Source organism: Ciceribacter ferrooxidans (genome assembly GCF_004137355.1).
Taxonomy (GTDB): domain Bacteria; phylum Pseudomonadota; class Alphaproteobacteria; order Rhizobiales; family Rhizobiaceae; genus Allorhizobium; species Allorhizobium ferrooxidans.
This window is the reverse complement of the sequence record NZ_SDVB01000311.1, coordinates 262,931-280,351: the sequence shown is the minus strand read 5'-3', so window position 1 is coordinate 280,351 and position 17,421 is coordinate 262,931. Positions and strand designations below refer to the sequence as shown.

General features: G+C 60.9%; 21 protein-coding genes and 1 tRNA gene. 6 read left to right on the top strand and 16 right to left on the bottom strand.

The window, feature by feature from the left end; translation table 11 throughout:
• Positions 1-34: 34 nt before the first annotated feature.
• Positions 35-379 (bottom strand): hypothetical protein, encoded by a 345-nt coding sequence (locus tag EUU22_RS26300; RefSeq protein ID WP_245485214.1) that lies wholly within the window; start codon positions 377-379, stop codon positions 35-37.
• Here EUU22_RS26300 and bfr point away from each other — a divergent pair.
• Complete coding sequence (gene bfr / locus EUU22_RS21435; RefSeq protein ID WP_129334005.1) at positions 357-842, top strand: bacterioferritin; 486 nt, start codon at positions 357-359, stop codon at positions 840-842. The genes EUU22_RS26300 and bfr overlap by 23 nt on opposite strands.
• 30 nt (positions 843-872) lie before the next feature.
• Here bfr and EUU22_RS21430 read toward each other — a convergent pair whose 3' ends face one another.
• From EUU22_RS21430 to rplU, 14 genes are all read right to left on the bottom strand, one after another.
• A complete protein-coding gene (locus tag EUU22_RS21430) occupies positions 873-1,397 on the bottom strand; it encodes an RNA pyrophosphohydrolase (protein WP_129334004.1) in 525 nt (174 codons plus the stop codon).
• Between the two features lie 18 nt (positions 1,398-1,415).
• Positions 1,416-2,603, bottom strand: coding sequence for a divergent polysaccharide deacetylase family protein (locus EUU22_RS21425; protein WP_129334003.1), 1,188 nt, complete (start codon positions 2,601-2,603; stop codon positions 1,416-1,418).
• A gap of 64 nt (positions 2,604-2,667) precedes the next feature.
• The gene (locus EUU22_RS21420; protein ID WP_129334002.1) at positions 2,668-3,990 is read right to left on the bottom strand and encodes a S41 family peptidase; all 1,323 of its coding nucleotides are present in this window, start codon (positions 3,988-3,990) and stop codon (positions 2,668-2,670) included.
• Positions 3,980-5,389 carry a murein hydrolase activator EnvC family protein gene (locus EUU22_RS21415; protein WP_129334145.1) on the bottom strand — a complete coding sequence of 470 codons (1,410 nt, stop codon included), beginning with the start codon at positions 5,387-5,389 and terminating at the stop codon, positions 3,980-3,982. Before EUU22_RS21415 ends, EUU22_RS21420 begins: the two co-directional genes overlap by 11 nt.
• Before the next feature lie 126 nt (positions 5,390-5,515).
• Positions 5,516-5,998 (bottom strand): 23S rRNA (pseudouridine(1915)-N(3))-methyltransferase RlmH, encoded by a 483-nt coding sequence (gene rlmH / locus EUU22_RS21410; RefSeq protein ID WP_129334001.1) that lies wholly within the window; start codon positions 5,996-5,998, stop codon positions 5,516-5,518.
• A 95-nt stretch (positions 5,999-6,093) separates the two neighbouring features.
• On the bottom strand, positions 6,094-6,561 hold the full coding sequence (gene rsfS / locus EUU22_RS21405; RefSeq protein ID WP_129334000.1) for a ribosome silencing factor: 468 nt from the start codon (positions 6,559-6,561) through the stop codon (positions 6,094-6,096).
• Between the two features lie 54 nt (positions 6,562-6,615).
• The gene (locus EUU22_RS21400; RefSeq protein ID WP_129334143.1) at positions 6,616-7,203 is read right to left on the bottom strand and encodes a nicotinate-nucleotide adenylyltransferase; all 588 of its coding nucleotides are present in this window, start codon (positions 7,201-7,203) and stop codon (positions 6,616-6,618) included.
• A 37-nt stretch (positions 7,204-7,240) separates the two neighbouring features.
• Positions 7,241-8,524 carry a glutamate-5-semialdehyde dehydrogenase gene (locus tag EUU22_RS21395; protein WP_205687947.1) on the bottom strand — a complete coding sequence of 428 codons (1,284 nt, stop codon included), beginning with the start codon at positions 8,522-8,524 and terminating at the stop codon, positions 7,241-7,243.
• Positions 8,517-9,695: a glutamate 5-kinase gene (proB, locus tag EUU22_RS21390; RefSeq protein WP_129333999.1), complete on the bottom strand. Its 1,179-nt coding sequence runs from the start codon at positions 9,693-9,695 to the stop codon at positions 8,517-8,519. Before proB ends, EUU22_RS21395 begins: the two co-directional genes overlap by 8 nt.
• Positions 9,692-10,759, bottom strand: coding sequence for a GTPase ObgE (gene obgE / locus EUU22_RS21385; protein WP_129333998.1), 1,068 nt, complete (start codon positions 10,757-10,759; stop codon positions 9,692-9,694). Before obgE ends, proB begins: the two co-directional genes overlap by 4 nt.
• Before the next feature lie 229 nt (positions 10,760-10,988).
• On the bottom strand, positions 10,989-11,567 hold the full coding sequence (locus EUU22_RS21380) for a GNAT family N-acetyltransferase (RefSeq protein ID WP_129333997.1): 579 nt from the start codon (positions 11,565-11,567) through the stop codon (positions 10,989-10,991).
• Positions 11,564-12,199, bottom strand: coding sequence for a GNAT family N-acetyltransferase (locus tag EUU22_RS21375; protein ID WP_129333996.1), 636 nt, complete (start codon positions 12,197-12,199; stop codon positions 11,564-11,566). The genes EUU22_RS21380 and EUU22_RS21375 overlap by 4 nt, the downstream gene beginning before the upstream one ends.
• Before the next feature lie 138 nt (positions 12,200-12,337).
• Entirely contained in the window at positions 12,338-12,610 is a 273-nt protein-coding gene (gene rpmA / locus EUU22_RS21370) for a 50S ribosomal protein L27 (RefSeq protein ID WP_112690668.1), read from the bottom strand.
• Between the two features lie 37 nt (positions 12,611-12,647).
• Complete coding sequence (gene rplU, locus EUU22_RS21365; protein WP_129333995.1) at positions 12,648-12,962, bottom strand: 50S ribosomal protein L21; 315 nt, start codon at positions 12,960-12,962, stop codon at positions 12,648-12,650.
• A gap of 299 nt (positions 12,963-13,261) precedes the next feature.
• On the opposite strand from rplU, the gene EUU22_RS21360 reads away from it, so the two are divergent.
• The 5 genes from EUU22_RS21360 (at position 13,262) to EUU22_RS21340 (ending at position 17,183) form a co-directional block, all read left to right on the top strand.
• A tRNA-Ser gene (locus EUU22_RS21360) sits at positions 13,262-13,351 on the top strand.
• Positions 13,352-13,578: 227 nt separating this feature from the next.
• Complete coding sequence (gene abc-f / locus EUU22_RS21355; protein ID WP_129333994.1) at positions 13,579-15,201, top strand: ribosomal protection-like ABC-F family protein; 1,623 nt, start codon at positions 13,579-13,581, stop codon at positions 15,199-15,201.
• A gap of 169 nt (positions 15,202-15,370) precedes the next feature.
• Positions 15,371-15,904 (top strand): DUF992 domain-containing protein, encoded by a 534-nt coding sequence (locus tag EUU22_RS21350; protein WP_129333993.1) that lies wholly within the window; start codon positions 15,371-15,373, stop codon positions 15,902-15,904.
• 167 nt (positions 15,905-16,071) lie between these two features.
• On the top strand, positions 16,072-16,686 hold the full coding sequence (locus EUU22_RS21345) for a GNAT family N-acetyltransferase (protein WP_129333992.1): 615 nt from the start codon (positions 16,072-16,074) through the stop codon (positions 16,684-16,686).
• Between the two features lie 38 nt (positions 16,687-16,724).
• On the top strand, positions 16,725-17,183 hold the full coding sequence (locus tag EUU22_RS21340) for an OsmC family protein (RefSeq protein WP_129333991.1): 459 nt from the start codon (positions 16,725-16,727) through the stop codon (positions 17,181-17,183).
• On the opposite strand, the gene EUU22_RS21335 is transcribed toward EUU22_RS21340, so the two are convergent.
• On the bottom strand, positions 17,140-17,334 hold the full coding sequence (locus EUU22_RS21335) for a hypothetical protein (protein ID WP_129333990.1): 195 nt from the start codon (positions 17,332-17,334) through the stop codon (positions 17,140-17,142). The two genes, EUU22_RS21340 and EUU22_RS21335, sit on opposite strands and share 44 nt — an antisense overlap.
• Positions 17,335-17,421 lie beyond the last annotated feature (87 nt).

Genomic DNA, 17,421 nt, shown 5'->3' with positions numbered 1-17,421 from the left:
GTACCAGAAATTTTCTTGACACTAAATCTCTTCTTTAGCAAAAGGAAGGACGAGTACGAGTTCCCGGACAGGCCGCACTATGCTTGTTTGCAGCTGCAACTATATCACCGACACCGAAATCAAGGACGTGATCAATCAGCTTCTCGATGAGGACTGCTGGCAGCTCATTGTGCCTGCAAAGGTTTATCATGCAATGGCCAAGCGTGGCCGTTGCTGCGGCTGCTTCCCAACGGTTGTCGATCTGATTATCAGCACAACCGAAGAATATCATGCCCGTCGCCACTCGACGCAGGCCGACGTTGTTGATTTCATTACACGCCTGAAGACTTTCCACGAAGAAAGAAGGAGAGCGGACCTTGAAAGGCGACACAGGAGTCATCGAGCGGCTTAACGAAGCCCTCTTCCTCGAACTCGGCGCGGTCAACCAATATTGGCTTCACTACCGTCTTCTCGAAGACTGGGGCTACACGAAGCTCGCGAAAAAGGAGCGCGCCGAATCCATCGAGGAAATGCATCATGCGGACAAGCTGGTTGCCCGCATCATTTTTCTCGAAGGCCATCCGAACCTGCAGTCGGTTGCTCCGTTAAGGATCGGGCAAACCGTCAGGGAAGTCCTGGAGGCAGACCTCGCCGGCGAGTATGACGCCCGCACTTCCTACAAAAAGTCTCGCGATATCTGTCATCAGGCGGGCGACTACGTCACCATGGCGCTCTTCGAGGAGCTCCTTGCTGACGAGGAGGGCCATATCGACTTTCTCGAAACCCAGCTGGATCTCCTGAGCAAGCTGGGAGAGGAGCGCTACGGACTCCTGAACTCGAATTCAGCCGACTCGGCGGAGTGACACTGACAAACGCCCGCAAATATGCGGGCGTCATCCTCCGTCAGCGAGATGGCGAAATTCCGCGATCACCTGATCATAGACCGCCCGTTTGAAGGGAACGATCAGGTCCGGTAATTCTTGCATGGGTTTCCATGCCCAGGCATCGAATTCAGCGTGATGGCCGCCCGGGGGTGGGTTGATGGCGATCTCATGCTCATCTCCTTCGAACCGGAAGGCGAACCACCGCTGTGTCTGGCCGCGGTATTTTCCCCTGAGCGCGACGCCAATCAATTGCGGCGGCAGTTCGTAATTGATCCAGCGGCCGGCTTCCGCCAACAGGGACACGGATCTCATTCCGGTCTCCTCGTAGAGCTCCCGCACCGCGGCACTCAGGGCATCCTCTCCGTCGTCGATTCCCCCCTGTGGCATCTGCCAAAGCTTCGGCGAGCCGTCGAACTCTGAATTCTCCGCCGGAATGCGACGTCCGACCCAGACTAGTCCCTCCCGATTGAGAACCATGACTCCGACGCAGGGACGATAAGGCAGATCTTCGGCCCGGACTGTCCGTTCACTCATATGAGGCATGTCGATCCTTCACGGCTGAGGGTTTTCCGCCAGCGCCGAGATCGCTACGATCTCGATGCCGCGACGCGATGCTTCTTCGCTCCACTTGCGAACGGCGTCAATTGTCTCGTCGAAGGCCGAGCCGGCACCGGTTGCACTTCCCTTTCGTAGAGCAATGCGCTCCAGTTCGTCCAGACGGCGCAGGATCGCCTGTTGGTCGAGTTGCCCGTCGATCTGTACATCCGCGAAAGCCTGAGGCATCCCCATAGCCTTTGCCATCTGACCGCTCAGCGACCGAGCGGATGATCCGTCGTCGAAGAACAGCAAACCACGTTTACTGATATCGCGCATTACAGGCTCGAGTGCATTGGCGTCCGCAAGGAACTTGCCGCCCATATAGTTCATGATCCCCGTGTAGTTGGTGATGCTTGCCATCGCCTCGTGAAGATTGGCCATGTTGGTGTCCGCTCCGGCCGTGGTCAGAAGCGTCCCGGGTCCAGGGTCGTTGCTCGGGTAATCGAAAGGTTCGAGGGGGACCTGTAGCAGAATCTCGTGACCGTCCCGCCGTGCTTCCTGCATCCACCGCTGAAGACTGTTGCCAGTCGCCGCGAAGGCAAGCGTAATCTCCCCCGGAAGCTCACGAATAGCTCGCTGCGTGCCCGTCTGGCTGAGTCCCAGGCCTCCGACGACGATGGCGATCCGCGTGCCCCTGGCACCTGACCATGGCCGTGCATACTGATCAATTGGCCGGAGCCCGTCGGGTCCGACCGTCGGCAGCCGGCCCTGGGGACTGTCTTCAAGAAGGAGTTCATTCGGCGTTCCCGCCATGCGCGGATCCTGCCCGATGCGCGGCGTGTCGATCAGTAACGGTCCGCTGTTACCGCGCGCCTTCGGGCTGTACTTTGTGACAACCGTTCCGTTGTCGGTCACCGTCCGCTCGACATCGGCGCCGGCAGCCGGTCGCGTCGCCGTCAACCCGGCGCCAATCGGTGGCTGCTCCGGGATCTCGCCTGTCGCATCTGGGCCAGACGCTCTAGAAGACGGCAGGTTCGGCGTTGAATCGTGCAGCGGCAGTGGCGTCAGGGTGGAAAACAGAGAGAGACCAAGTACAACCGAGACGCCCGCGAAACTTCCAATTGCTCGCCAAGAAACGCGTAATGTTTTGCGGGGACGCCGCCGCTCGCCCTGTCCCAGCGCTTTGTGCAGGTCAGCCCCCAATGCCTTATTCCGTCCCCTCAAGCGGCAGCAAAACGGGCGCCGGAGAACTCCGGCGCCCGCTCATTTACTTGGCAACGACCGCCTTCTCGGGATCGGCCGGGAAGGACGGGTCCGTCTTCTTGCCGCGCAGCAGGTCCAGAGCATAGTTCAACTGAACGTCGTCCTTAGCTTCCGGCGGCACATAGGCAAAGGAGCCGGAACCTTCGTTGGTCTCGTTCTGTCCCTGGATATGTCCAGGCAATGCCGATTCACCTTCCGCCCGGACGCGTCCCTTCAGATCTTCCGGCAAGGGTTGATCGACCTTGATGTCGGGTTCGATACCGGTACCCTGGATCGACTTGCCCGATGGGGTGTAATAGAGCGCCGTCGTCAAGCGCAAGGCACCCTTCTCGCCCATGGGAATGATCGTTTGCACGGAACCCTTGCCGAACGAGCGAGTTCCGAGAACGGTGGCACGCTTCAGATCCTGCAGCGCGCCGGCCACGATCTCCGACGCCGACGCAGAGCCGCCATTCACCAGTACGATAACCGGCTTGCCGTCGGTGAGGTCGCCTGCGCTGGCATTGAAGCGGCGCGTATCGTCGGCGTTGCGGCTGCGCGTGGAGACCACTTCTCCCTTTTCGAGGAAGGCGTCGGAGACGTAGATCGCCTGATCCAGAAGACCACCCGGATTCAGTCGGAGGTCCAGGACATAGCCCTTCAGCTTGTCGGCCGGGACTTCCTTCTTGATTTTCGTGATCGCCGCTTCGAGGTCGTCATAGGTTTTTTCCGTGAAGGAGATCACCCGAAGATAGCCGACGTCTCCTTCGACGCGCGACTTGACCGCCTTGACTGCGATGATCTCGCGCACAATGTTGAACTCGAGAGGCTTGTCGGCGCCCTTGCGCAGGACCGTCAGCTTGATGGGCGTATTGACCGCGCCCCGCATCTTTTCGACGGCTTCTTCAAGCTTCAAACCACGCACCGGTTCGCCGTTGATTTCGGAGATCAGATCGCCGGCCAGAATGCCGGCGCGGGCGCCCGGGGTGTCGTCGATCGGCGTGATGACCTTTACGAGCTCATCTTCCATGGTGACTTCGATGCCGATGCCGCCGAACTCGCCCTTCGTCTGGGTCTGCATATCGGCCGCATCCTTGGCATTCATGTAGCTCGAATGTGGATCGAGCGAGCTCAGCATGCCGTTGATGGCGTTCTCCACCAGCTTTTCTTCATCCGGCGGCGTCACGTATTGCGCGCGGACGCGCTCGAAGACGTCGCCGAAAATCGCCAGTTCCTTGTAGGTGGAGGGCCCGGCGGCCTGCGCGGGAACGCCGGCCGAGTAAATGACGCCCATCGCCGTCGCGCCCATCAACGCGCCGACGAGAAGAAGTGAAACCCTACGTACCATTCTGTGCCTTTCCAGAGTCCTGACCAGTCCACCAGGGACGGGAATCAACAGGTTTTCCATCTTTCCTGAATTCAATGTAAAGCGTCGGACGATCGGTTTCCAGCGTCAATGCCGTGGCGCTTGCTAGTCTCTTCTCACCCATCGTTCCGATGGGCTCGCCGGAGAGAACGAACTTGCCTTGACTGGTACTGACCTCGTCCATCCCGGAGAGGACGACATGATAACCGTCGCCCGTATTCAGAATGATCATCTGTCCGTAGCTTCTGAACTCGCCGGCAAACACGACCCAACCGTCCGACGGCGCCGTCACTAACGATCCCGAGGTTGCGGCGATCGTCACGCCCATTGCAGTGTGGCCGGTACCGTCCGGATCGCCGAAACGGCGCAGGATCTCGCCCGCCACCGGTAGCTCGAGTTTGTTCTTCAGTTCGGAAAACGGATATGCCGGGGCAATACGGTTTTTGTCGGGCAGGCTTTCGGCCAGTTCTCGTGCCTTTTGTCGCTGTTCCTCCGTCTGCTGACGGCGGCGCTCCTCCTCCTGCCTTGCCTTCTCGGCGGCCTCGCGGACGGACGTGATCTCGCCCTCGAGAGAGGCGATGAGTTGTTCGAGATTGGAGGCCTTCTCAGCCAGTTGTTCGGAACGCTGGCGTTCTGCCGCAAGCTCGTCTGCGCGGGAGAGCGAGAGCCGTTCGTTCGCGATCAGGAGCAGGTCCATCCGGCGCTCCTCTTCCTGCCGACTTGCCATGGTGGTAGCCAGCGCTTCCTTTTCCGCACCGATCCTTCTCTTTAGATCCGCCAACTCCTGCAGATCCGTCGCCAGTTCCTCCGTCTCCTTGCGGATGCCCGGAACGACAGCGCCGAGCAGGATTGCGGTTCGCACCGAGGCAAGGGCATCTTCCGGACTGACCAGCAGGGCGGGGGGTGGATTCCGCCCCATTCGCTGCAGGGCGGCCAGCACCTCGGCGAGGACCGCGCGCCGCTCACGGAACGAGCGACGAATTTCGTCTTCCCGAACTCCGAACCCGGCGAGCTTCGCCTCACTGTCGTTGATCTTTCTCTCCAGCTCCTTGCGCCGTTCCGCAGATTCGATCAATGCGGATCGCAAGTCGACCGCATCCTTCTTGAGCGCGGTGATGTCGGCTTCGAGCTCGGCAGCTTTCTCTTCCGAGAGATGGATGGTCCGGGAGAGGTCTTGCAACTCCCGGCTGACCTCGTCTCGCTTCTGGCGCAGGGCAAGATCGGGCGCAGTTTCTGACGCATCACCGGCGGGTGAAGAAGCGGCGTCTCCGGCCGTGTCCTGTGCGAGTGCGCGACCATCATCGCGGATGGGGCATAGGGCAAGGACCAACGCGACGGCACAGGCCGGGAGAAGCGCGTAACGGCTTCCGGCCGGGTCGATGGCGGCAGACTCTGTCTGGATTCTGTGCAGCAAATCGCTTTCCCGATGTTGCCCGGAAAATAAGCTGATTTGTCTAAATGCGCAAAGGCGCAACTACAATCGGACTTTACGTCCGGAGGCAGCGGTTCATGCCCGGTGGTAGGGGTGGCCGGAAAGGATCGTGACCGCACGGTAGAGTTGCTCGGCGATGAGGATACGCACGAGCTGATGCGGCCAGGTCATACGACCGAGATTGAGAACGGCATCAGCCTTTCCGTGAAGATCAGGATCGACGCCATCGGCTCCGCCGATCAGGATCACCAGATCTCGTTGGCCGCGATCTCGATACTTCCCTAGAAAATCTGCGAACTGCTCGCTGTCGAGCGCCTTGCCGTGCTCATCGAGTACGACCAACAGCGACCCGGCCGGCATCGCCTTGATGAGCTCTGCGGCTTCCTCGCGTTTGCGTGTCGCGGCGTTCGACGCACGACTTTCAGCAATCTCCACGGTGCGGGCGAACTCTAGCCCGGTGGCGGGACCCGCCTTGGCAAAGCGCTCGATATAACGGGAAGCAAGTTCCTTCTCCGGGCCGGCTTTCAGTCGCCCGACGGCAAAGATACCAATGCGCATGTCCCTATTCCATTGATTGGCCACAAGGACCAATAGTGGCAACCTTGGCCGTTGCCACTTCAATCGGCACAGCGGATACCGGTGTTATCCGTCTGTTAGTGCAGCTTGCCTTCCTCCATCTCCGGAGCCGCCCACATCTTCTCGATGTTGTAGAACTCGCGGATTTCTGGACGGAAGACATGTACGATGACATCACCAGCGTCAATGAGCACCCAGTCGCCCGTGTCGAGCCCTTCCACACGGGGGCTACCGAAGCCCTCGTCCTTCAGGTCCGAAATGAGATGCTCGCAGATCGCGACGACATGCCGGGTCGAACGCCCGGAGGCGATGACCATGTAATCGCCGAGCGCTGACTTTCCAGCAATGTTGATGGTGACGATGTCTTCTGCTTTCGAGTCCTCGAGACTTGCGAGGACCTGCTCGAGAGCGCGGGCCACGGCAAATGCGCCACGTTCCGTGCTCTTTGGGACGACAACCGGTGTGCGTCCCTTGGTGTGTACTGTTGTCAGAGTCTTTCCTTTCCTTGAAGAACAGCACGTTGCTTTCTGCCAGACTCGGCAGATGCCCTAAAAAGGTGGCATCAAATCCGCGATCTTTCAAGGGTTGTGCCGCAAATGCTATCCCTCAGCCGCCTCTCGCAGCGCTGTGGAACTGAGAGAAGAGCGTGGCCCGTGAATGAACGTCCAGGCTGGCGGCTCCTTCTTCCAGAGGACGGCCGCGTCGTCCTCGTCGATGCGTGTGCGCGAAAAAGTCCGGGCCATCTTGGAGGAGAGATAGGAAAGGGTCGCTCCCGGCCGATCGATCACGGCGATCGGGAACGTCGTTGCGATTCGGCGCCAATGCTGCCAGCGGTGAAAGCTCTTCAGATTGTCCGCGCCCATGATCCAGACAAAGTTCACTTGTGGATTGCGACGCTTTACAAAACTCAACGTCTCCGCCGTGTAGGGTGTCCCGAGTGTCTGCTCGAACGCGGTAACCTTGATGCGGGGATCCCGTACTAATGCCTCGCAGAGTTTCAGCCGGTGGCTCAACGGGGGGAGTGCACTGCGGCTCTTCAGGGGATTGCCGGGGGTGACAATCCACCACAATTGGTCGAGACCGAGGCGCCGAAGCGCGATTTCCGCCACCAACAGATGACCGTCGTGCGGGGGATTGAACGATCCGCCGAACAGTCCGATGGCCATGCCGCGCTCCACGTGTGGCATGAACCGGTAGCGATGGGCGATCGCCTCTTCTCGCACGTCAGGGCCTGACCTGTCCGGTGCCGTGAACCCGATACTTGAACGAGGTCAGTTGTTCCACGCCGACGGGACCTCGAGCGTGCATCTTTCCGGTGGCAATCCCGATCTCCGCTCCCATTCCGAACTCGCCGCCGTCGGCAAACTGCGTGGACGCGTTATGCAGGAGGATCGCGGAATCGACTTCGTTGAAGAACCGCTCGACCGCCTTCGGATCTTCGGCGATGATGGCCTCCGTATGATTGGATGAATACTGGGCGATGTGCTCAATCGCGCCAGACACGCCGTCCACGAACGTGACCGCGATCACGGCGTCGAGATATTCCGTCCGCCAATCCTCTTCCGTAGCCGGCGTCGCAGCCGGAAATAGAGCTCGCACCTCCGGTGAGGCGCGAAGCTCGCAGCCGGCCTGTGCCAGCGTTTCCAGAATCGGAGCGAGGTGGGTGCCGGCGGCGGCACGGTCGACCAGAAGGGTTTCGGCGGCGCCACAGACGCCGGTACGTCGCATCTTCGCGTTGAGCACGATCTTCCTGGCCATTTCCAGATCGGCGGAACGATCGACGTAGACGTGGCAGAGGCCTTCCAGGTGCGCGAAGACGGGCACGCGTGCTTCCGACTGGACGCGAGCCACTAGGCTCTTGCCGCCCCGCGGCACGATCACATCGATCGCGCCGCCAAGGCCGGTCAGCATGGCGCCGACCGCGGCACGATCGGTGACCGGCACCAGCTGGATCGCATCTTCCGGAAGACTCGCCGAGCGGAGGCCTGTAGCGAGGCAGGCATGGATGGCTCGCGAGGAATGGGCTGAATCGGAGCCACCCCTTAGGATCACGGCATTGCCGGCCTTGAGGCAGAGTGCTCCGGCATCGGCCGTGACGTTCGGGCGGCTTTCATAAATGACGCCGATGACGCCGAGGGGCGTGCGCACGCGCTCGATATGAAGGCCGTTGGGGCGATCCCACGCCGCAATGACCTCGCCCACGGGATCCTTGAGCGCCGCGACTTCACGTATGCCTTGGGCGATCGCCGCGACCCGGCTGGCATCAAGCGTCAGGCGATCCATGAAAGAACCTGTCAGGCCAGAAGCCTTGCCATTCTCGACATCGATGGCATTGGCGGCGAGAATCAGCTCCGTGCTGTCGACGATCGCCTGCGCCATCGAGTGCAATGCGCGGTTCTTCTGTTCGGTCGTCGCGATTGCAAGCGGCCGGGCTGCCGCTTTGGCGCGAGAACCAATATCGAGCATCAGCGCTTGAATGTCGTCAGAAGTGGCAACTGCATCAAGCATTGGCTTTGTCCTTGTTTTTCGCGGAGGCGTCAGCGCTCTTGCGTGCGGCATCAGTCATCACGAGATCGTCGCGGTGGATCATCGCGGCACGCCCGGCATAGCCGAGGATCTCCTCGATCTCTCCGGACTTTCTGCCCGTGATCTTGCGAGCCTCGTCAGCGTCGTAGGATACCAGCCCGCGAGCGATCTCCCGGCCCTGTTCTCCGATGACGCTTACGGTGTCGCCGCGGCTGAACTGGCCGACGACCTTCCTTACGCCTGCCGGCAGAAGGCTCTTGCCGGCGCGCAGTGCGGCTTGCGCTCCGGCATCGACATGGAGTTCGCCCGCAGCCTGCAATTGTCCTGCAATCCAGGTCTTGCGTGCCGTGACGGGGGCCGGGGACGGGGCGAACCACGAGTGGCGCGCGCCTTCCACGATCCCGCGGATCGGATTATCGGTCTTGCCGGACGCGATGATCATCGCACAACCCGCCGCAGTGGCGATCTTGCCTGCATCGATCTTTGTGCGCATGCCGCCTCGCGAGAGTTCCGAGGCAGCGCCACCGGCCATCGCCTCGATCTCAGGTGTAATCTCGGCAACGGTTTCGAGAAAGAGCGCATTCGCGTCGAGATGCGGTGGTGCTGTGTAAAGGCCGTCGATATCAGAGAGCAGGATCAGGAGATCGGCGCCTGCCATGGTGGCAACGCGTGCGGCCAACCGGTCGTTGTCGCCGTAGCGGATTTCGGTGGTCGCAACCGTGTCGTTCTCGTTGATGATCGGTACCGCACCGATTTTTAGAAGCTGATTGATGGTGGCGCGGGCGTTGAGATAGCGCCGTCGCTCCTCGGTGTCGCCGAGCGTCAGCAGGATCTGGCCGGCGACGATCGAGAAGTGCGACAGGCTCTCCGACCACGCGCGTGCGAGAGCAATCTGTCCCACGGCTGCGGCCGCCTGGCTCTCCTCGAGCTTCAACGCGCCGGACGGCAGGTCGAGAACGGTTCGGCCGAGCGCAATGGCGCCGGAAGAAACGACGAGTACGTCCACTCCCTTCGTCTTTAGATCGGCGATGTCCTGGCAAATCGCGTCGAGCCATGAAGATTTGAGACCGCTCTTGCGGTCGACGAGCAAAGCCGAGCCTATCTTGATGACGACACGGCGGTAACGTGACAGGGATCTTTCGCCGGTTGTCATTGATTGTCGTCCTCGATCACCTCGTCGTGTTTACGCTTCTTGTGGCTACGCTCGGGGATTTCCGCTTCGGACTCGCTGTCGCCCGTGACGACGTCTCGCAGGGCGCGCAGTGCCTCGGTCATCCCCTTGCCGGTCACTGCCGAAAGCAGCAATGGCGTCTTGCCCGAGGCGCGCTTGAGCGCTGCCGCCTTCTTCTTCAACTCCGCATTGTCGAGCACGTCGATCTGCGAAAGTGCGACGATCTCCTGTTTCTCGACGAGGCCGCCGCCATAGGCTTCGAGCTCGTGCTTCACCGTCTTGTAAGCCTTGCCGACGTTCTCTTCCTGCGCCGACACGAGATGCAGGAGTACGCGGGTACGTTCGACATGGCCGAGGAAGCGGTCGCCGATGCCGACGCCCTCGTGCGCGCCCTCGATCAGGCCCGGAATGTCGGCGAGGACGAATTCCCGTCCGTCGACAGTTGCCACACCGAGGTTCGGATGAAGTGTTGTGAACGGATAGTTGGCAATCTTCGGCCGAGCGCGCGTGCAGGTCGCCAGGAATGTGGATTTGCCGGCGTTCGGAAGTCCAACAAGGCCTACGTCGGCGATGAGCTTCAGCCGCAGCCAGATCGTCTTTTCCTCGCCCTCGAGACCCGGATTGGCCCAGTTGGGGGCCTGGTTGGTCGACGATTTGAAGTGCGCGTTGCCGAATCCGCCATTGCCGCCGGCGGCTAGCCGGAAGCGCTGACCTTCACGCACCATGTCGACGATCAGCGTTTCGTTGTCTTCCTCGAAGATCTGCGTTCCGACCGGCACTTTCAGGGTAACGTCGCCGCCGTTGGCGCCAGTCCGGTTGCGGCCCATGCCGTGCTGGCCAGTCTTCGCCTTGAAATGCTGCTGGAACCGGAAGTCGATCAGCGTGTTGAGACCGTTCACGGCTTCCACCCAGACGTCGCCGCCACGGCCGCCGTCGCCGCCGTCCGGGCCACCGAACTCGATGAACTTCTCACGCCGGAAAGAAACGCTGCCGGCACCGCCGTCACCGGATCGAATGTAGACTTTTGCTTCGTCGAGAAATTTCATCGCACTGCCATGGATCAACTGTCGGAATGGGCGGATTTTGCGGGCCATCGATATAGGCCGTTTATCCGAAGGTCAAAGAGTATCGCGAACTTCGCGACTTACAACATTCAGTTTGGCATCGCCGTCGGTATGAAATTCGATCCGGCTGGAAAGGCATGATCGTTTTCTGCTTCGGCTTGATGTTGCCGGACGGCACCCGACCGTCCGGCAAAGGCCCCTGTCCGCCAATCTACAGGCATGCCGGGCGACGGAAACTCGCCGGGGCAAGCCTGGTTTCGATATGGGGTGTCATTGCTCCCCGTGCGCGGCTGTAGAGGTCGTCACAGCGCATGATCGAGAAGCCGAGCTTCTCCTGAATTTTGAGCGATGCCGTGTTGTCCGCGAACGCACCGGAATGGATGATCGCCTCGGGCATGCGCCGATAGAAGCGATCAATCCCGGCCGCGACCGCCTCGCTCATGAAGCCTCTTCCCCAGAAGTAACGGTTCAGCCAGTAGCCGAGATGCCATCGCCCGTTTCTAAGCTCGATGGCAACCGCCCCGATATGGACATCGTCGCCCGTGGTGATGGCGAATGACCAGTCGGGTGTCGCAATGGCTCCGGTGCGGTTCAGCCAGTCGGTGGCGTCTTGCAGGTCGAACGGCACGGGGATCCGCGCCAGCATGCGTGCGACCTGAAAATCGCCAAGGGATTCGGCAATCGCGGGGGCGTCGCTCATCTTGTGCGGGCGCAGCACCAGCTGCCCGGTGCGAACGACCGGGCAGGGGCCGGGAAGCGAGGCTGCTTCTCTGGGGAGTAGCGCGTTCATCGCATTTCCCCCCAGCTCTTCAGGGACATCCAGGTCTTCCGATCCAGCCGGTACCACTCGACCGGTACCATGCCACCGAGCGCAAGGCTGCCGACCATTCCGGATCCCTGGAACTGGAAGCCGCACTTCTGGATCACGCGCCGGGATGGGATATTCGTCACGCGGCAGCGGGCGTCGATGAAACGGATCTCCCGGGTACGGAATGCCATGTCGATGAGCGCATGTGCTGCTTCGGTCGCATAACCCTGGTTCCAATAAGGCTGACCGAGCCAGTAGCCGATCTCGAGTGTCTCGGGATCGCTTTGATGCGGTTCCAGCCCGCAGCAGCCCAGAAACGCGCCGTTCTCCGTCTTCGTAATCGCGTAGACGCACTTGCCGATCTCGCCGAGATTGGAGCGTCGCACGAAGTCGGCGGCGTCTTTTGCCGTGTAGGGATGAGGCATCCGCGACACCATGGTCGCGACGGCGGCGTTGTTGGCGAGATGAGAAAGGGCGTCGATGTCTTCTTCGTGGGGCGCGCGCATGACGAGCCTCTGTGACAACAGGACAGGACAATCGCTCCTTAACCGATCCGGCCTCAGCCGGTCCTTGGGCGACCGGTACTGGTCGTCCCGTAACAGCTCACTTTGCATGGTTCAGTCCTCCTTCGAGTAAAAAGCGCAAAAGAAAAGGGGAGTTGGGTGGCGCCCCATCTCCCCTTCTGGCTTTTTCTGAACCTGCTAAGTCCAGCCGGGTCGATGCGACGCCGGCTGTTTTAGAGCGTTGCCGGCTTATTCCGCTGCTTCTGCCGTTTTCGGCATTACCGACACGTACACGCGGCCATTGGCCTTCGTACGGTAGGCGACATTACCGGCGGCGAGTGCAAAGAGGGTGTGGTCCTTGCCCATGCCGACGTTGGCGCCGGGATGCCACTGCGTGCCACGCTGACGAACGATAATGTTGCCCGGAATGACGACTTCGCCGCCGAACTTCTTTACGCCAAGGCGCTTGGATTCGGAATCGCGACCGTTGCGCGAGGAACCGCCAGCTTTTTTGTGTGCCATTGGACTTCTCCTTTAAACCTTAAGTACCCGTGAACCGTTAAGCCGCAACGATGTCGGTGATGCGGACGACCGTGTGGTGCTGGCGATGGCCGCGCGAACGCTTGGAGTTCTGGCGACGGCGCTTCTTGAAGGCGATGACCTTCTTGTCGCGGTTATGCTCAACAACTTCCGCCTTGACGCTGGCGCCCTTTACGAAGGGAGCGCCGATCTTGGCGTCGGCGCCTTCGCCGATCACGAGGACTTCGGTAAATTCGATCTTGTCGCCAGCGGCGGCTTCCAGCTTTTCGATGGTCAGCACGTCATTGGCTGCAACGCGGTACTGCTTACCGCCGGTCTTGATGACTGCGAACATTTTTTATCCTTTCATGTTCGTTCCGGCTCTGCCCCTGCGGGACGGCCGTCTTTTTGCCAGTCGGGTGGAGCAGGCTTGTTCGGCTCACGAAGAACCGTTCATACCTGCCGGCGAACTCTGTCCAAAGGGCCAGAGAAATCAAGGCACAGTTAGCCCATGCCTAATTCACCGTCCGCATACGTGAGGCGCAAAAAACTGTCAAGACAAAAGCTCTGGGCGATTTGATATTCACCCTTGTCAGGCCGGACTTTCGTCGCTATGAGACAGCCCGCGCACAAATCGCGCCGACCAATGTGACCGGAGAGGTGGCTGAGTGGTCGAAAGCACCGCACTCGAAATGCGGCATACGGGCAACCGTATCGTGGGTTCGAATCCCACCCTCTCCGCCATCGGCCAACAAGCCAGTAGGCGCGGTTCTTCGAACTGTGTTCCGATTCTGGTTGGTTCTCCCAGATCTACCAAGTATTACGTTTGACTCGCCTGACACGTACCTAGTGACTGATGATCTCGCCCGACGCTATCGCCGCGACAGTGATCAGGTTGCGTCCGTCTGCGTGACAGTTGCGTCTGCCCATGCCATACGGGTGCCCGCAACCAAACAGGCCCGTTCTCCCCAATGATCCGCATCGACAATATCAGCAAATCCAACAGCCACCGCATCCTCTACATCGAAGCCTCGGCAGCGTTGAACCGGGGCGAGAAAATCGGTCTTGTCGGGCCGAACGGGGCGGGGAAGACGACGCTCTTTCGGATGATCACCGGCGAGGAACTGCCTGACGAGGGGCAGGTCTCCGTCGAGAAGGGTGTGACGATCGGCTATTTCGACCAGGATGTCGGCGAGATGACTGGGCGGTCGGCCGTCGCCGAGGTGATAGAAGGGGCAGGGCCGGTCAGCGCCGTGGCTTCGGAGCTTCGCCAGTTGGAGGCGGCGATGTCGGATCCGGACCGCATGGATGAAATGGACGCGATCATCGAACGCTATGGCGAGGTGCAGGCGCGTTACGAGGAACTCGACGGTTATGCGCTGGAGGGGCGCGCCCGCGAGGTTCTGGCGGGACTGAGCTTCAGCCAGGAGATGATGGATGGCGACGTCGCCAATCTGTCGGGTGGCTGGAAGATGCGCGTGGCGCTTGCCCGCATCCTTTTGATGCGTCCGGACGTCATGCTGCTCGACGAACCGAGCAACCATCTCGATATCGAAAGCCTGATCTGGCTGGAGGAATTCCTGAAGGGCTATGACGGCGCGCTGTTGATGACATCCCATGACCGGGAGTTCATGAACCGGATCGTCACCAAGATCATCGAGATCGATGGGGGCACGTTGACGACCTATACTGGCGATTATGGGTTCTATGAAGAACAGCGGGCGCTGAACGAGAGGCAGCAGCAGGCACAGTTCGAGCGCCAGCAGGCGATGCTGGCCAAGGAGATCAAGTTCATCGAGCGTTTCAAGGCCCGCGCCTCTCACGCCTCGCAGGTTCAGAGCCGGGTGAAGAAGCTTGAAAAGATCGACCGCGTCGAACCGCCACGCCGGCGACAGACGGTCGCCTTCGAATTCCTGCCGGCGCCACGCTCCGGCGAAGACGTGGTCAATCTCAAGAACGTCCACAAGGCCTACGGCAGCCGGGCGATCTATGACGGTTTTGATTTCATGGTACGGCGGCGCGAACGCTGGTGCATCATGGGCATCAACGGTGCCGGCAAGTCGACATTGCTCAAGCTCGTCACCGGCACTGCCGCACCGGACAAGGGGAACGTTTCGCTCGGCGCTGGCGTCAAGCTCGGCTATTTCGCCCAGCACGCCATGGACCTGCTCGACGGCGACAGCACCATACTGCAATGGCTGGAGGAGCGCTTTCCAAAGGCCGGGCAGGCACCGCTCCGGGCGCTCGCCGGCTGTTTCGGCTTTTCGGGCGATGACATCGAGAAGCGTTGCCGGGTGCTCTCTGGCGGCGAGAAGGCGCGGCTGGTGATGGCCGCGATGCTGTTCGACCCGCCGAACTTCCTCGTTCTCGACGAGCCGACCAACCACCTCGATCTCGATACGAAGGAGATGCTGATCAAAGCACTCTCGGCTTATGAGGGCACCATGCTATTCGTCTCTCACGATCGCCGCTTCCTGTCGGCGCTGTCCAATCGCGTGCTGGAACTCACACCGGATGGCATCCACCAATATGGCGGTGGGTATGCCGAATACGTCGAACGCACCGGGCAGGAGGCGCCGGGTCTGCGCGTCTGACGGGACGTGTCGGGCCCGAGGATTGCGGTCTCGGCCTCACTATTTCGTGTATCGCCGCGCCGCGGCGTAGCGGATCATTCTTTCGCCATACGCATTCCCCAACACTGTCTGAACGCTTCGGGCAGAGACCCGCTTGCGGGCATCGAGGCCAACAAGAGGAGTAACAGGGATGCAGAAGATTCTTGCCGCGGCTCTTGCCGTACTGCCGGTTGTGACAAGTGCGGGCTCCGCCGTCTCGGCAGATGCGATCGCTCGGTCCGAGCCGGCACCGACTTTTCACGACAGTGGATCGACCGGCGGCGTCCGGATCGGTTATCTTGACTGCAACATCGGCGGTGGCGTCGGCTACGTCTTGGGATCCGCCAAAGATGTGGAATGCGTCTTCACGTCCGCGATCGGGAGCGAGCCGCTCGACCGCTATGTCGGGGTCGTGCGCAAGATGGGCATCGATCTCGGCTTCACGACGCGTAGCCGGCTGGTCTGGGCGGTCTTTGCCCCCACGGCCGGATATCACCTCGGCTCGCTCGGCGGCCTCTACCAGGGGGCCACTGCTGAGGCGACCGTCGGCGCAGGCGTCGGAGCCAACATTCTCGTTGGCGGGACGTCCGGGTCGATCCATCTGCAAACAATCAGCATCACCGGGCAGATCGGGCTCAATCTTGCAGCCACCGGTACCTCCGTCACGTTGACGCCAGCCGGGTGAGCGGCAGAAGGTGCGTCCCGTTCCGCCCGGAACGCACCTTTCCGCGACGGGCGACTGAAGGTTCAGCGAAATTCTCCACGCGGTTGAAGCGGCCTTGTGGTGCCACGATCAGTCACCTAACATTCGGGCTACTTTCAGCCGTCATGTCATCGGAAAGGTGAGTGGGCATGGTGCTTATCCGTCCGGCTCGCGCCGACGATCTCGACGCGGTTTACGGGATCTGTCTCGCCACGGGCGACTCCGGTCGTGACGCATCGGGACTCTATTCGGATCCGCAGTTGATCGGCCATATCTACGCGGCGCCCTATGTCCTCCTCGAACCACGTCTCGCCTTCGTCGTCATCGATGACGAAGGTGTCGGCGGCTATGTCGTTGGCACCGAAGATACTACATCGTGGGAGAAGCGCCTTGAGCGGGACTGGTGGCCACCTTTGCGGCGGCGATATGCCGATCCCGATGAGACGGATCGTCCGACATGGACGCCGGATCAATGTCTGGCACATCTCGTCCATCATCCGACGTCGGACCCCGCGGCGGTGAGCAAACACTATCCTGCACATCTGCACATGAACGTACTGCCGAGGCTGCAGGGTCGGGGCGTCGGATTTGCGCTTCTGGACTACTGGATCACCGCGGCGGCTGCATGCGGCGTTCGTGCGGCACACGTCGGTGTCAGTCCTGCGAATGTCAGAGGCGCCCGCTTCTGGACGCGCGCAGGATTTGCAGAACTGCAAGCGCCGCAAGACGGAAACGATGCCTTGTGGCTCGGACGCCTGCTATAGACCTCCTTACGATCCGACAAAGTGAAGGGTGTAACAGGATGAGCAGCGCCGCGAAGATCAAGGTACGACCCACGGGCGCGACGGCTACTTTGGGGCGCACTGGCTTTCCGCACGTCGTATCGGAGACGGGCGGGGTGATCGATATCAGAACCGGAGCCGCGGAGGCGGGCTTCAACCCGCTCGACTTGCTTTACGCTTCGTTATCGGCATGTCTGGCGATGAGTGCCCGCATCGCGGCGAGCAGGCTCGGTGTTTTGGATCGCCTCACTCACGTCAGTGTGCGTGTCAGTGGTTCAAAGGCGCCGGACGAACCTTCGCGTATCGCGGGGTTCAACGTCGAGTTCGAAATAGCCGGCGATTTCGACGAAGCGATGAGAGGCGAAATCGCCCGTCTTGCCGAGGACGAGATCTGTACGGTGAGCAACACCATCAAGGGGCAACCGGATTTCACGGTCACAGTTGCCGGCGCCGACGGATATCACGATGCCGGGACGTGACCGTAGATCGACCTTCAAATAGAGCCGCCTCGACCATGTAGCTGCCGGCGGTGCACATGCGCGCATCGTCGGAGGCGCGGACGATCTTGTCGCCGATGTCGATGTCGTCGCCGGTCAGGTGCCGCGGGGCACCGTCATGCTGGCGCCTCATACATCTCTCACATAAGCAACAGGTGATTCGCACCTGTCAGCGCCGCCCGATGCGCCGTCGGATCTGCAGCGTTCCGCTTGGCTCAAG